Annotated in this window: 12 protein-coding genes; 4 read left to right on the top strand and 8 right to left on the bottom strand. The window is 61.0% G+C overall.

Features of this window, described 5'->3' with window-relative positions; genetic code table 11:
* Nucleotides 1-1,120 (top strand): MFS transporter (locus M9890_13055; protein MCO5177878.1); only part of this gene is annotated, 1,120 nt, incomplete at its 5' end.
* A gap of 416 nt (nt 1,121-1,536) precedes the next feature.
* Nucleotides 1,537-3,501 carry an ABC transporter substrate-binding protein gene (locus tag M9890_13050; protein ID MCO5177877.1) on the top strand — a complete coding sequence of 655 codons (1,965 nt, stop codon included), beginning with the start codon at nt 1,537-1,539 and terminating at the stop codon, nt 3,499-3,501.
* Between the two features lie 79 nt (nt 3,502-3,580).
* Here the strand turns inward: M9890_13050 and cphA are convergent, their stop codons facing one another.
* From cphA to pyk, 6 genes are all read right to left on the bottom strand, one after another.
* Nucleotides 3,581-6,235: a cyanophycin synthetase gene (gene cphA / locus M9890_13045; GenBank protein ID MCO5177876.1), complete on the bottom strand. Its 2,655-nt coding sequence runs from the start codon at nt 6,233-6,235 to the stop codon at nt 3,581-3,583.
* Between the two features lie 78 nt (nt 6,236-6,313).
* Nucleotides 6,314-7,120: a cyanophycinase gene (locus M9890_13040; GenBank protein MCO5177875.1), complete on the bottom strand. Its 807-nt coding sequence runs from the start codon at nt 7,118-7,120 to the stop codon at nt 6,314-6,316.
* A gap of 63 nt (nt 7,121-7,183) precedes the next feature.
* Nucleotides 7,184-7,711, bottom strand: coding sequence for a PaaI family thioesterase (locus M9890_13035; protein ID MCO5177874.1), 528 nt, complete (start codon nt 7,709-7,711; stop codon nt 7,184-7,186).
* Entirely contained in the window at nt 7,708-9,360 is a 1,653-nt protein-coding gene (locus M9890_13030) for a Mur ligase family protein (GenBank protein ID MCO5177873.1), read from the bottom strand. The genes M9890_13035 and M9890_13030 overlap by 4 nt, the downstream gene beginning before the upstream one ends.
* 89 nt (nt 9,361-9,449) lie before the next feature.
* A complete protein-coding gene (locus M9890_13025; GenBank protein ID MCO5177872.1) occupies nt 9,450-9,653 on the bottom strand; it encodes a hypothetical protein in 204 nt (67 codons plus the stop codon).
* Between the two features lie 82 nt (nt 9,654-9,735).
* Complete coding sequence (gene pyk / locus M9890_13020; GenBank protein MCO5177871.1) at nt 9,736-11,115, bottom strand: pyruvate kinase; 1,380 nt, start codon at nt 11,113-11,115, stop codon at nt 9,736-9,738.
* A gap of 218 nt (nt 11,116-11,333) precedes the next feature.
* Between pyk and M9890_13015 the strand changes: the two genes are divergently transcribed.
* Nucleotides 11,334-11,609 carry a hypothetical protein gene (locus M9890_13015; protein ID MCO5177870.1) on the top strand — a complete coding sequence of 92 codons (276 nt, stop codon included), beginning with the start codon at nt 11,334-11,336 and terminating at the stop codon, nt 11,607-11,609.
* Here M9890_13015 and M9890_13010 read toward each other — a convergent pair.
* Nucleotides 11,606-12,505, bottom strand: a complete 900-nt coding sequence (locus M9890_13010; protein MCO5177869.1) for a dihydrodipicolinate synthase family protein — start codon at nt 12,503-12,505, stop codon at nt 11,606-11,608. The two genes, M9890_13015 and M9890_13010, sit on opposite strands and share 4 nt — an antisense overlap.
* Before the next feature lie 122 nt (nt 12,506-12,627).
* Between M9890_13010 and ytxJ the strand changes: the two genes are divergently transcribed.
* Entirely contained in the window at nt 12,628-12,984 is a 357-nt protein-coding gene (gene ytxJ, locus M9890_13005) for a bacillithiol system redox-active protein YtxJ (GenBank protein MCO5177868.1), read from the top strand.
* Nucleotides 12,985-13,079: 95 nt separating this feature from the next.
* Here ytxJ and M9890_13000 read toward each other — a convergent pair whose 3' ends face one another.
* Complete coding sequence (locus M9890_13000) at nt 13,080-14,387, bottom strand: ABC transporter substrate-binding protein (protein MCO5177867.1); 1,308 nt, start codon at nt 14,385-14,387, stop codon at nt 13,080-13,082.
* Nucleotides 14,388-14,545 lie beyond the last annotated feature (158 nt).

The raw sequence follows: 14,545 nt of genomic DNA, 5'->3' as shown, positions 1-14,545 counted from the left end.
CTGGATGTATCAGATCGCGGTCGGCTGGCTTGCACTGCAAGAGACCGACTCGCCGCTGTTCGTCGGGCTCACAGGCTTTGCGGGTGGCATCCCACTGCTCATCTTTGCGATTCCATCCGGCGTTGTGATTGATCGGGTTGATCGCCGCACGGTGCTCATGGCCGCTCAAGCGGGCATCATGGTCATCGCGACCGTGTTTGCGATCATGATCGCCACCGGTGCCATCCGACCGTGGTCGATCCTCGCGCTGGCATTCGTCTACGGCACGATCATGTCGTTCGTCTTTCCAACGCGCAATGCCATCGTTCCCAACCTCGTTTCGCGTGAGGACCTGGTCAATGCCGTGGCGCTGAACGCTGCGGGACAGAACTCCACACGCGTCGTCGGACCATCGCTCGCCGGCGTGCTCATCGCCATCGTCGGTGTGTCCGGGACGTTCGCGGTCGCGGCGGCGATGCAGATTCTGGCCCTGCTCTGGACAGCGCAACTACCGAAGATGGTTTCCGACATCACGGTCCGGTCGGCTTCGCTGTGGCGCAACGTCATGGAGGGCGTCGAGGCTGTCGCGCGCGACGAATTCCTGAAGGGCATGATCCTGCTCGCCGGGCTAGTGACGATCCTGGTCATGCCGTACATCAACCTCATGCCAGTGTTTGCGCGTGATGAAATGGGCCTCGGGGCAACCGGGCTTGGCGTTCTGATGGCGTGTTCGGGCAGCGGCAGTGTCCTTGGTGCACTCGCAGTGGCACGCTGGCGAGCGCTCGGCTACGTACGCGGCATTCAGGTTTGGAGTGCCATTGCGTTCGCGGCGCTGGTCATCGTGTTTGCCTTTACGTCGATCATCGTCGCTGCCGGGTTGCTGCTCTTCATAGCCGGACTCGTCAGCGCGTCGTACCTCGCCATCAACCAGACGGTGCTGCAGCTGCGAGTCGACGACGCCGTTCGCGGTCGTGTCCTGTCGATCTATCTGCTGACCTGGGGCATGCTTCCTCTGGGACAACTGCCGATCGGCGCGCTCGCTGACAAGGTCGGCGCGCCCATCGCCACTGCTGCGGCGTGTGCGCTGGCGATCTTGCTGTTCATCGGAATGGCCATTCGCTATCCATCGTTGCGCGACTGACTGGCCCTCACACATCCACATAAGGATTTGCATCGTACAGTTGATATACGGCATCAACTTCACCCGTGCGCAAGCTGCTACGCGAACGATCGCGCATCTGATATATTCATGCCGGATCCTGGCCAATTGAATTTGTCCTGTACGCCGTAAGGCTGCTGGCGTTGTGCACATCCCACTTGGGCTGCTGGGAGGACAGTCACTCCTCGGGGTTGTACATGTCGAGAGCGTTTCACACCTCGACGCTTATCGACCACCGCCACATACGGACCGGATGCGCCCGCATGCCGGATCGTTCGGCCGGTACGGAGAGATGCCTGTCGCGCTAAGCGAAGGCGTACTCATACTGCCAATATCCGCATCTTCAGTGGATCGGCACCACGTTCGCATCAACGATGAACGAGGGAGGACTCTCAAGGATGGACAACCGACTCCAAGACCTCGATGCACTCCGTAACGATCTCCTCCGCAATCGCCTCGATCGGCGCTCCGTATTGAAACGAGGCATGGCGATCGGCCTCAGTGCTCCAGTCATCGCAGGCTTGCTGGCAGCGTGCGGCGGTGATGACGATGAACCCACGGAAGCACCAGCAGCAACGACTGACTCCGGCGCAGCCGAAGCGACCGAACCCGCAGAATCCGAAGCCACCGAAGCACCTGCCGAATCCAGCCCCACCGAAGCATCCAGCGAAGCAGCAAGCCCAACAGCAGATTCCAGCGGCTCCACCGGTTCGACTGATGAGCCGGGGCATGGCCGCGGCAAGGCTGAACTCCTCCGCATTCTCTACTGGCAGGCCCCAACCAGCCTTAACCCTCACTTCTCACAGGGCACGAAGGACTCCGCAGCAGCGTCGCTGGTGCTGGAACCGCTGATCGACGTCGACATCGAAGGCAATCTCGTGCCGATTCTGGCAGCCGAGATCCCCTCGATTGACAATGGTGGTGTTGCTGCCGACGGCACGAGCGTCACGTATAAGCTGAAGCAGGGCATCGTCTGGTCAGATGGTGAGCCATTCACCGCCAACGACGTCAAGTTCACCTGGGAGTTCACGACCGACGAGTCTGCGGCGACGACGACGATCGCCAAGTATCTGTCGGTCTCTGATGTCGAGGTGGTCGACGACTACACGGTCACGCTCAAGTTCGCCGATCCAGCGCCGGGCTGGTACTCGCCATTCGCGACAGGCTTTGGCGGCCACGTCCTCCCACAGCACATCCTCAAGGATTTCACCGGTGAGAAGGCGCGAAACGCCGAATTCAACCTCAAGCCAATCGGCACCGGACCCTATGTCGTTGCGGAGTTCCGTCCCGGCGACGTCATCAACTTCGAGATCAACGAGAACTACCGGGAAGCCGACAAGCCGTACTTCCAGAAAGTTGAGTTCAAAGGCGGTGGAGATGCGACGGCAGCCGCCCGCGCTGCGTTGCAGACCGGTGAGACCGACTGGGCGTGGAACCTGCAAGTCGAGAAGTCGGTGCTCGTGCCGATGGCCGAGGGCAGCGACTCTGGCGACCTGCTGAACACGCCAAGTGTCAACGTTGAGCGTCTGCTTGTCAATTTCGCAGACCCCAACAAGGAAGTCGATGGCGCGCGCTCGGAGCCAAGCACCGAGCACCCGTTCCTGAGCGACAAGGCTGTGCGTGAGGCGCTGAAGGTCGCATCAGACCGCGACTCCGTCGCCGAAGAGCTGTACGGCCCAGCTGGCGAAGCGACGGGGAATATTCTCGTCGCGCCGGCGAAGTTCGCTTCGACGAACACGAGTTACGAATTCGATCTCGAAAAGGCCAAGCAGATTCTGGAAGACGCTGGCTGGACCGGCAGTCCGCGTGCGAAGGACGGCGTTGAGATCAAGGTCCTCTATCAGACGACCATCAACCCGTTGCGCCAGAAGACACAGGAGATCATCAAGCAGGGGTGGGAAGCCATTGGCGTCCCGACTGAGCTGAAGTCGATCGACGCCGGTGTGTATTTCTCGTCGGACGCCGGCAACCCGGATACTGCGGCGCACTTCTACGCCGATATCGAGATGTTCACCGATGGCCCGGCAAGTCCCTATCCGATCAGCTACATGGCCGCCTGGCAGTCATTGAATCCGCCTGTCGATCTCGCCCAGCAGTCCAACCAGTGGGCGGGGCCGAACATCCATCGCTGGTCGAACGAGGAGTACAACACCTTGTACCAGGCGGCGCTCACCGAGCTGGATGAGGCCAAGCAGGTGGAGCTGTTCTTCGGCATGAATGACCTGCTCGTAAACGAAGTCGTCGTCGTGCCGCTCGTCGCCCGAACCGACGTCACGGCCAACACCAAGAAGCTCAAGGGCTTCAATCCATCACCATGGACGCCGGACGTGCGCGACATCGCCAACTGGTACTTCGAAGAGTAACCACGTCGTATCTGAAGGCACGACAACGGCTCCGCGAAAGCTTCGCGGAGCCGTTGTCGTGTTCGTGTGCTTGTGTCGGTCAGGAAGCAGGCTCTACGGCAGCCCGACTTGTTCGCGCGACCACCAGCTCCCAGACTTCGGCAGGCTTATCAGCAAGCAGGACCACGAGATCGTCAGGTTTAGCGTGATCCATCGCCGCCTCGGCAGCTTCCAGCTCGTTCAGGACGACGGACACACGATCCTCGGAAACGCCGTTGTCGTACAGCGTTTGCGTAATCAGGTCGGCAACTTCGCCGCGTTCTCGTCCGCGTGGGTTCGTATCCTCGCGAATAACGAACTCATCGAATACTGGCGCTGCAACTTCAGTGAAGCGCTTCACGTCCTCGTCGCGCCGGTCGCCCGGGACTGCGATCATGCCGATCGTACGACTCGGCATCATCCGCCGAATGAACTCCGCCAGCTCTTCCATTCCGTGCGGATTGTGGCAGTAATCGACGATGACGCGGAAGCCGCCAACTTCAAGCAGGTTCAATCGGCCCGGTGCCTGATAGAACGACGTTGAGAAGGAGCGGAGTCCTGTCCGGATCGCCTCAAGCGGCAGGTTCGAGCCGAACGCCGCACCGGTCGCTGCCAGCGCGTTCTTCACGTTTGCTCGCGCACGACCCTCGAACGTCGCCGGGATATGGCGCACATCCAGCACAGCCGTCTCGCGCTTGCCTTCCGCCAGGAAGATGACCTCACCACCGGCAGTCTGGCGCAGGATCACGGCTTTGCCACGCGCCCGCAGGTGCTCGCGAACCTTCTCGTTGTTTTCATCCATCGTGAAGTAGATGACGTCGCCCCGAGAGCGCGACTCCATCTCGATGCACATCTTGTCGTCGCCGTTCAGCACGACATGGCCATCACGGAACGTCGCTGCCGGAACGACCGCCTTGACACGCGCCAGGTCACGGAGCGTGTTGATGCCGTTCAGGCCGAGATGATCTCCGGCGACGTTGGTGACAACAGCAACATCGCAGCGATCGAAGCCGAGGCCGGATCGCAGGATGCCCCCGCGAGCGGTCTCGAGCACCGCATGATCGATGGTCGGGTTCTGCAGCACCATCTGCGCGCTCTGCGGGCCGCTCATGTCGCCGCGCATGATCTGCGTGCCGTCGATGTAGATGCCGTCGGTGGTTGTCATACCGACGCGCCGACCGGCCATCTGCAGAATGTGCGCGATCATGCGGCTCGTCGTCGTCTTCCCGTTTGTGCCGGTGACGGCGATGATCGGCACGCGCGATGCCTCACCACGCGGGAAGAGCAGATCCAGTACTGGCCGCGCGACGTCACGAGGAATGCCCTCGGTCGGGTGCGTGTGCATTCGAAAGCCCGGGCCAGCATTCACTTCGCAGATTGCGCCGCCGGTATCTTTCACCGGATTGCTGATGTCGGGAGTGATCATGTCGATGCCGGCGACATCCAGCCCAATGACCTGTGCCGCTTGCTCGGCGATCTCAACGTTGTCGGGGTGAATCTCGTCTGTGCGGTCGATCGAGATACCACCTGTGGACATGTTGCCAGTCAAGCGCAATTGCACGAATGTGCCGGCATCTGGCACTGCGTCAAGGCTGAAGCCATTCGCCTCTAGCAGCGCGACGACCGAATCATCGACCGTGATGCGTGTCAGGACCTTCTCGTGGCCGATGCCACGGCGCGGATCCGAGTTCGCAATATCGACCAGTTCGCGGACAGTGTGCTGCCCATCGCCAACGACGTGCGCTGGCACACGCTCAGCGCAGGCGATCATCTTGCCGCCAACGATGAGAATGCGGTAATCGCGGCCGACGATGAACGACTCTACGACAATCGTGCCATTGCGGCTTTCCGCATATGCAGCCGCAAACGCCTCGCGAACCTCCTCGTCAGAGCGGAGATTAATCTGAACGCCGCGACCGTGGTTACCATCCAGCGGCTTCAGGACGACCGGATGACGGACTGATCGAGCGGCAGCGACCGCCTCGTCAGCATCTCCGACCGTGATTGAGCGCGGGACGGGAATACCAACACCGCGCAGCAGCTGATTCGTGAGGCGCTTATTTCCAGCGATATCGACGGCGATGTCACTTGTCGACGAGGTCACCGTCGCCCAGATGCGCTTCTGGTGGACGCCGTGACCGAGCTGCACGAGCGAGCGGCGCGGGTCGAGACGAATGACCGGTATGCCGCGACGGTCAGCTTCGTCAACCAGTGCCTTCGTCGAAGGCCCATAGGCAATGCGCTCGGCCAGCCGAATCAGCGTTTCCAGCTCCGTCTGGTAGTTGAATTCTTCGTCATTGCGGTAGATCAGCGCATTGACCAGCCGAACAGCGAGCGCGCCGGCGGCCTTGCCGAGGTCAGGCTGCTGATACTGATAGACAACGTTGTAGATCCCGCGCTCGTCGGTCGAGCGAGTCAGGCCGCGCGTACCTTCCGAACCGGCCAGCGACTGCAGCTCCAGCGCGACATGCTCGACGACATGGCCCATCCAGGTGCCCTCGCGCAGTCGCTCAATGAACCCACCGGGTCGGCCAAGTGAGCAGTAGTGCTCGTAGAGCGTCGGGATCAGACCGATGAGGTCGTCGGTAAACCCATCGATGACGTTCGAGGGTCGGTCCTCGAGCTCACCAATGTTCACCTTCAACACGATCACCGGGACGCGCGCCCAGATGTTCGGTCCTCGATAGACGCGGGAATCAAGGATTTCGACAGCCATCGCCACCCCCCAACATTCCCTGATCGTGCCGACGGCGCGGCACGTTGGTCACTTGATGCGGCGGTGGGCGGTCGAGGTCTAACCGACGAGGACCTTCCGCTCACCGAGGTCGAATTGCCATCCTTCGGCGACGAAGTGGACGAGGACGTTGGAGACGGTCAGCGGATGGCGACCGCGTCCCCGAAACACGTCACTCTTCATTTGCGTGCCATCTACGACGAGGACAGACCCACGCCCGACCACCTCCATGGTGCCATCGGGCCAGATCAGCGCTGCTGTGTCCTCATCGATACCGAGTCCGAGCAATCCCGGGTTGAAGCTGACCATTGTCACGAGCCGCCCAACGCGGTCCCGTTCCCGAAAGTGCTGGTCGATGATGACGGTATCTATCAGTCCGAGGCCTGGAGACATTGTCGCGGAATGTGGCCGTGGTGTCGAGCCACTCGCTCCGCCAGCGACCATGATGGCGCTCATCACGGACGCGCCGGCGCTCGTTCCGCCGATGGTGACACCATCGCGATGACGACGCACGATCGCTTTGGCAATGCCGGTGCCTCCCAGCATCGAGGCAACGCGGATCTGGTTGCCTCCGGTGATGAAGATGCCGGTACTCTGCTCAACCAGGTCCACGAGCTCCGCGCGGTTGGCGTCGTCGCGTTCGCCGATAAACACGACGTCGGCTTCCCGAGCGCCAAGCTCCAGGAAGATGCCCTTGTAGCGCTGGCCGGCATCATCGATGGCTGACGCGGTCGGAATGATCGCAATGCGCGCTTGTTCGCCACCCGAGAGCTCGACAAAGCGCCGCAGGATCTTCCGATTTCCGAACTTGTCTTCCGCGCCGCCAATGGCCAGCAGCGGCCCCACCCCTGGTTCAACCAACACCACGCTACGCCCCTGATCCGAGTTTCGTATTGTGCGCTGGACTATACGGAAGTCGAAACATTCCGGTCAATGCTTTCGCATAGCAGTCCGCCGCACAGCATCGGCAAATGTCGAGTCGTCTTCGGCACCATATGCGCCCCGCCAGGTGTCCGCCTGCTCGGCCGAGACACGGACAAATCGTCCTTCAGCTTGCGCCAGCAGATCGCCCGTGCTGCTGTCGCGCAACTCCGCGTTGGCGACGATCGCGCGCGATCGTCGCTTGCTGATCTCAGCGGTGACACGCACTTCGCGGCCGATGACCAACGGCTTGCGGAACGCGATGTCCATCCGTGCTGTGACGGCGATGTCGCCGGAGTTTGTGATTGCCCAACTCATAGCTTCGTCGAGCATTGTCGCCGTGATCCCACCGTGGACCATGCCCAGGTAGCCCTCATGCAATCGTGTCGGCACAAACGACGCCCAGACGCGCCCATCATCGAGCGCGCGGAAGCGTAGGACAAGCCCGTGCGGATTCTCGCTGCCGCAACCGAAGCAGTGATGCCCCAGAGTATCCTCGTTGATCGGTGTCTGCGATGTGTCCCAGACTTCATTCATCCGCAGTGCCTCCGGCGGTTGATCCTGATGCGGCACTCCACTCCGCCAGCTCCAAGATCACGCAAAGCGCCGAAGATTCGCAACTGCTCCTCAACGCACATAACGGCGACGGCATCGCCGGGTGCGCTTTCGTCGAGCGCAGCGAGCAGCGCGTCGTGCTCGCTCAGGACTTCCTGATAGAGTCGGTCGTTCGCGCCGTCTGCGGCGATGGCTGCGCATATGATCGCGGGCCCGCCACCAGCCTCGCGTCCGCGCAGATACTTCGGCGTTTCCTTCACGAATACCCGATCTGCCCCGGACGCTGCAACGTGGCCGAGAGCCTCGAACACCGCGTCCTGCCGGTCTCCGGCAGTACCGATCACGACCCGCAGCAGGTGCCCGTCGCCGATCAACGAGCGGCTGAAATCAATGAGTGCCTGCAGGCCGCTCTCGTTGTGTGCGTAATCCACAACGACGATCCGCTCGTTGACATTAAAGACGTTGAGTCGGCCAACATTATGTTGCACATCGGGCGTAAACGTCGCCACACCTTCGGCGACCGTCTCTGCCGGTATCCCCAGCCCGAGCGATGCGCCGGTCGCAGCCAGAACATTCTCGACCATATGCCGCGCTCGGCCATTGAACGTCACCGGCGCATTGGCGATGTTGAACAGATAGGTCGTGCGCCCGTCGGCATGTAGCAGCACATCATCACCGTTGCGGACGACGCATCGCCCACCAGTCGCCAGATGGTCGTGAACGGTCTGGTTGTCCGGGTCCTGGGTGAAGAAGATGACCGCCGCGTCGACGTGATCCTTCTGCGCCGCAACGAGGGGGTCGTCGGCATTGAGCACGACGACGCCATTCGGCTGCGTGACGCGGACGACGACGCTCTTGGCTTCGGCGAGTGTCTCAATAGTCTCGACGCCCTGCATGTCCAGATGGTCGGCACTGACGTTCAGCATGACGCTGACATTGTTCGATTCATAGCCGAGACCGCGCAGGAGAATCCCGCCGCGAGCCGTCTCCAGGACCGCCACATCAACACGCGGATCCTCCAGCACGCGCCGCGCGCCGGAGGGGCCGGTGTAGTCACCATCAAGAACAAGGTCGCCGTCGATGTAAACGCCGGACGAGCTGCACCAGCCAACGACCTGCCCGGATTGTCGAATGATGTGCGAGATCAACCGAGTCGTCGTCGTCTTGCCGTTCGTCCCGGTGATCCCGATTGCCGGAATTCTGCGCTGATCGTCGCGCACGAGCTCGGGCTGATTTGCGCGTTCACGATCCCGTGCCAGATATTCGGCGAGACCTTCAACTTCGGCGGGTGTGAGGCTGCCTTCCATCGTCGCAACGGTGAGCTCGGCGATGCGCTCGGCAACGCTGCGCCACTCCCAGGGGTAGAACAGAACATGATGGCGCGGCGTGTCGAGGCTGCGCCACCCGACTGTTGGCGTCGGCAGGTTCGTACGGCGATGCAACTCAACTACGACATCCGTCATCGCATCCTGCAATGACTCCGGCAGGTTCAGACCCAGGACGCCCATTGCCACACGGCGTGCGCTCGACGAAACGCCTTCGCCATCGGCTAGGACAACTTCCAGCTTGATCGCTGGGCGGAGAAGGAAGAGGTTCGGGCCATCCAGGTCGCGGATTTCCACCAACTCCACGACGGCACCACCTTCGACTTGTCAAAACAACAGAAGGACCGAGGTGATGATACCCCGATCCTCATGCGATCTAAAAGTCAGATGACTGATCAGGCGCGACGAATGCCCAGCATGTCGACGAGTTGCTCGACGTGACGAGCGTCATCTTCTGCGATCTGCTTGAGCAGCTCACTCGCCTTGCCGTCCATGTCGCCGGCGTAGACATCGTAGGCTGCCAGTGCTTCGAGCTTGCTCGTCAGAATCTGCAGCAGATTGTAGGTCTGGTCATCGACAGGCGATACTCGGTCGCTCATCCGCACCTCCTCCACGTTTCATTGTCAAACCGATTAGGGCTCGGTTGTCAGCGCACGCAGCGCACAGAACGTGCCACACGAGCTATTCCTCGAGCGTCCGGACGTGCAAGAGATTTGTTCGTCCGCTCACTCGATAGATAGGAATACTGCCGACGAACAACACTTCATCCTTCCACTCGCAGTAGCCAGCCTCGACGATCTGGCGCGACGCAACGCGCATGAGGTCGTTAATGTCGTCGGTGAGTGGCGCGACGAGTGCGCGGATGCCCCAGACAAGCGAGAGCTTGCGAGCGACATAGGGGTCGGTGGTCATGGCAATGACCGGAACAATCGGACGGAACTTCGCGACGAGCCGCGCGCTCGCACCCGACAGTGTAAAGACGACGATGGCATCAATCGGCGCTGCGTCTGCGAGCTCACGCGCGGCTCGTCCAATTGCGTCGGTGATGATTTTGTCAGGATCGGCCATCGGCTGGAGCTGGCTGACTGCCGCCGACCGGATCGTCCCCGGTCGCTCGACCTCACTGATGATACGTTCCATCATTTCGACGGCCGCCACTGGATGCCGGCCAGTTGCGGTCTCGGCGCTCAGCATGACCGCGTCCGTGCCGTCCAGCACAGCATTGGCCACGTCGCTCGCTTCGGCACGCGTCGGCACCGGCTGCATAATCATGGACTCCAGCATCTGCGTCGCGGTGATCACCGGTGTACCAGCGCGATTACACGCTGCGATGATCTCCTTCTGGACAATCGGCACGCGCTCCAGCGGCAGCTGCACGCCCATATCGCCGCGCGCCACCATCACCGCATCGGCAACTTGTGCGATAGCGTCCATGTCCTCAAGCGCGGCCGGTCGCTCAATCTTCGCCACGATGCCGGGCGTCGCGCCAAGCGCTCTTGCATATTCGCGGGCAGATGTAATGTCTTGCGCGCTGCTGATGAACGACAGTCCCAGATACTCGACGCCGTTCTCGACCGCGAAGACGACATCTGCCTTGTCCTGCTCGGTCATGCTGGCATTCTGCAACCGGACGTTCGGCAGGGTCACGCCCTGCCGCCCCGCGAGCGGTCCGCCACGACCCACACCGCAAATCAGGTGATCCGAGCAGACTTCCTCGACGACGAGCTCGATGAGGCCATCGGCAAGCAGAATGCGTGACTCCGGCTCGGAAACGTCAAGCAGATCGCCATATGTCACTCCGAGCTGTTCGCGGGTGCTTGCTACTGGCGTTGGATAGACCCGCACCTTGGTGCCGCGAGCGAGCATTGCCGGCTCACTGGTCTCGAGCGGGCCGGTGCGGATCTTCAGCCCCTGCAGGTCCAGGAGAACGGGTATGTGCCGCCGGCGAGCCTGCGCAATCTTTCGCGTCGATTCGATCTGTTGTAAGCGCGACTCGATCGTGCCGTGCGCGCAGTTTACGCGAACGACATCGACACCGGCATCGATAATCTCAGCCAGCACCGCCGGGTCCGCAACAGCGGGCCCCAGCGTCGCTACGATTTTCACCCGTCGCCGCAGCAATGAATGGCGTTGTTTTGGTAGTGACAAAGTATATGGATGCACTGGCGCTCCTACGGTCGCTGCTTCCGACGGAAACCCGCGCACGATCAAGACTGTCATGCCGCGGCTATACTAGCCTACGCCATTGTCTGCAAGAGTCGGAACCGGAGCGGGATAGCATGAGCGTCACAGACGAATTCACCGTCGAAGACTTGCACTACCTGTACGTCATCGTGCCGAAAGATGATGGCGATGGAACCGAAAACATCACTGCGGCAGAGATGAGCGATCAACAGTTCCGCGAATGGATCGTGGCCAAGGCCGCGATGCACGAGATCCAGGTATTGCCGACATTCGGGAAACTCGGCCTCGACACGCGACTGGCGATGATCAACCGACTCGTGCGGCGCGGCATTCGTATCTACCTCGCACCACGCCCGACAGCGGATTCCTAGACACCGCGCTGCAGCAGCCCACACTGACGCGCGATTGCCAGTTGCCGGTCCCGCGTCGCCTCGTCCAGCCGCGCCTCGGGCAGACGAGCAGCCGTCGTCGCGATCACGCCACGGTCGTGCAACACAGCTTTCGCTCCGCCGATAATGACACCCAGCGACTGCGCCTGATAGACGAGAAATGGCAGCATCTGCAGATGCTTTTGCTGCGCACGCTCACGATCGCCAGACTTATAGGCGTCCCAGATTGATACTAGCGATCCTGTCACATCGCAGCCCGGAATCAGGCCATCAGCTTCGGAATCCAACACGTCCATCATGTACAAGCCGGCATGTCCACCCAGCACCCGCAGCTTGTCCCCGACGGCACTTCGAGCACGGACCGCATTCGTCCAGTACGGCAGCGCCTCAACCTTGTAGGAGCGGACATTGCTATGCGCCGCAGCCAGATCCAGCACGAATTCGACGCCCAGCTCAACGCCGGTCGCAAACGGCGCGTCCTGAATCATGACGTCTGCGGTTGTGACGGCTGCAATCTCTGCGAAGTGATCGCGAAACTGCTGCACGCTCCAATCTGGCCGACGCGGCGGCGCGACCATCACCTCGGCTGCACCGGCACTCACGGCCATAGCCGCCAGCTTGCACACTTCATCTGTCGTGTCGGCCGTGCAGCCCGCCAGCACCGGGAGATCGTTCGCCGCCGAGAGCACCGTCTGCAGCACGGCAGCGCGCTCATCAAAGTCGAGAAAGATGCCCTCACCTGCAAGTCCCAGCGTCAGCAGGCCGTCCGCTCCAGCCGCCCGCTGGTCGGCTACCACGCGACGTAGCGATTCGTGGTCAACCGAGCCGTCCACGTTGAACGGGGTCACAATCGCCGGAACAATCCCACGCACTCCCACCAGTCACCATCCATTCAAGACGCTCCGACAGCCGTAACCAGACAGCCTTCGCGTGCTACCATGCACCCGCGCTTCATGCGAAGCGCGATGTCAGGTTATTCGTCGGTGGATCGAAGGATCACATGCCGGAAACATACACCCAGGTCGCGTCGGTATCAGATCTCGACGAGGCATTTGAGAAATCGGCCAACGAAACCGTTGTTCTGTTTAACCACGATCCGTGGTGTCCGATCAGTGGTCGCGCGTTCAAGGAGATGGCGCAGGTCGAGTATCCAACTCGGATGGTCGATGTCTCAAAGGCGCACGATGTCTCTTCGGCGCTTGCCGAACGTACCGGCGTGAAGCACGAGTCGCCGCAGGTCATCGTCCTGCGCGATGGTCAACCCAAGTGGAACGCATCGCACTTCGCGATCACTGCCGACTCCGTGACCAATGCGATCGCAAGCGCCGGCGAGGTGACCGGCTCCCTCAGCGAGTAGCGCACAACTGCAGGGACGAACGTCCATTGAAAACGTTCGTCCCTGCAACCAGCCAGGCTGCTGAGCTGCGTTGAATGAGCCACAATGCGTGGCAATCAGACCTCGGCGCTCGTATGCTGGTCAAGAATACGAGCGAACTCACTAATGGCCAATTCAGCCCACCGGTAGGTACACAGGTCAATCCAGGCCGCCGGGTAGACTTGGCCCGTCTGCACTGCGTTTAGCGACTTCCAGGCATCCATGGTGAATACATCCTCAAGACCACTGATCGGGTTCCCGTCGGAATCCGACCGAAACAGAATCAGATCTGAATCACCAATCTCGCTCAATCGCTCGATCGACAGCGAACGGCTGTTCGTTCCATCATCGACACTGGCAGCACCAAAATGAACACCGAGATCAGCCAGCACAACACCGACCCCAGACTTCGGCAGGTCGATCGCAAACTGACCGTCCATCGAGTAGTCGATGACGGTGACCACAGTATTGGCGAGCACGTCGGCGTGGGTGTCCTTAGTGCTGGCGATCGCGGCCTCGTATGACTCCTTGAGTGGTGTAAGCTGCTCAAGGCGATTGACGAAGTTTGCGGTCTGCCGGAACGGATCGCGCCAATCGCCAGATTGCCCGAAGTCGACCGACGCGACCGGAGCAACAGACGCAAGCCGTTCAATTGCACCCTTTGAGTTGTCGTACCGACTTCCCGGGGTTGGGCCCAGGATCAGGTCAGGGTTCAGCGTCACAACCTGCTCGATATCCGTCGACGTGATCTGCCCGATGTCAGTCAGTGCCTTGAGTGGCTCGACATACGCCGGGAACATCGTCGATGCATCGACCCACGAATAGTCAATCCCGCCGACCGGAGTGAGCCCCAACTCAATCAGAAAGATGGCAGTAAAGTAGTCGATACTCACCACACGCGAAGGAGATACAGGCACGCTGATCTGCCCCTGGGCGGTATCAACAGTGCGGCTTGTTGGCGTTTCAGTGGCGTCGTCGTCGTTGAGGCCACACGCCGCCAGGCTAAAAAGCGCCGCCGAAGCCAGCGCGCCGCCGACAAAGCGTCGGCGCGTCAAGGCATTCATCAATGCCTGCCACTCTTCCGCAGTCCAACCCGCAGGGCGAATCGTGCTTCGCTCTACCACTGTCGTCATGGTGACCAATCCGTTCTGCTGCGCACTGCCACTCCCGCTGCCAAGCGCAAGAACCTGCCGCGAAGGCACACAGCCACGACAATGAAACAATGCACATTCAATTCCGACTGAAGTTATCGGGATTATCGTATGATGATGACGTGAGACTGTCAAGAGAAAAAGCGTTCCAGGTTCCGGGAAGCAGGAACGAAAAAGCCGGAACCATGATGGTTCCGGCAAGTCCTGTGAGCCGCGAAGGACTCGAACCTTCAACCCACTGATTAAGAGTCAGTTGCTCTGCCGATTGAGCTAAGGGAGCGGCGTGGTAGCCCGGCATTGTACCGGATGCCGCCAAGCCGCAGCTAGCCCCCTTTTTCGCGGGGGAAACCGCCCTCGGGGCGACCGTCCGCCCCCTAGGCTCGTCGCATCGC

The organism is Thermomicrobiales bacterium (genome assembly GCA_023954495.1).
Classification (GTDB): domain Bacteria; phylum Chloroflexota; class Chloroflexia; order Thermomicrobiales; family CFX8; genus JAMLIA01.
This window is presented reverse-complemented; position numbering and strand designations above follow the sequence as displayed.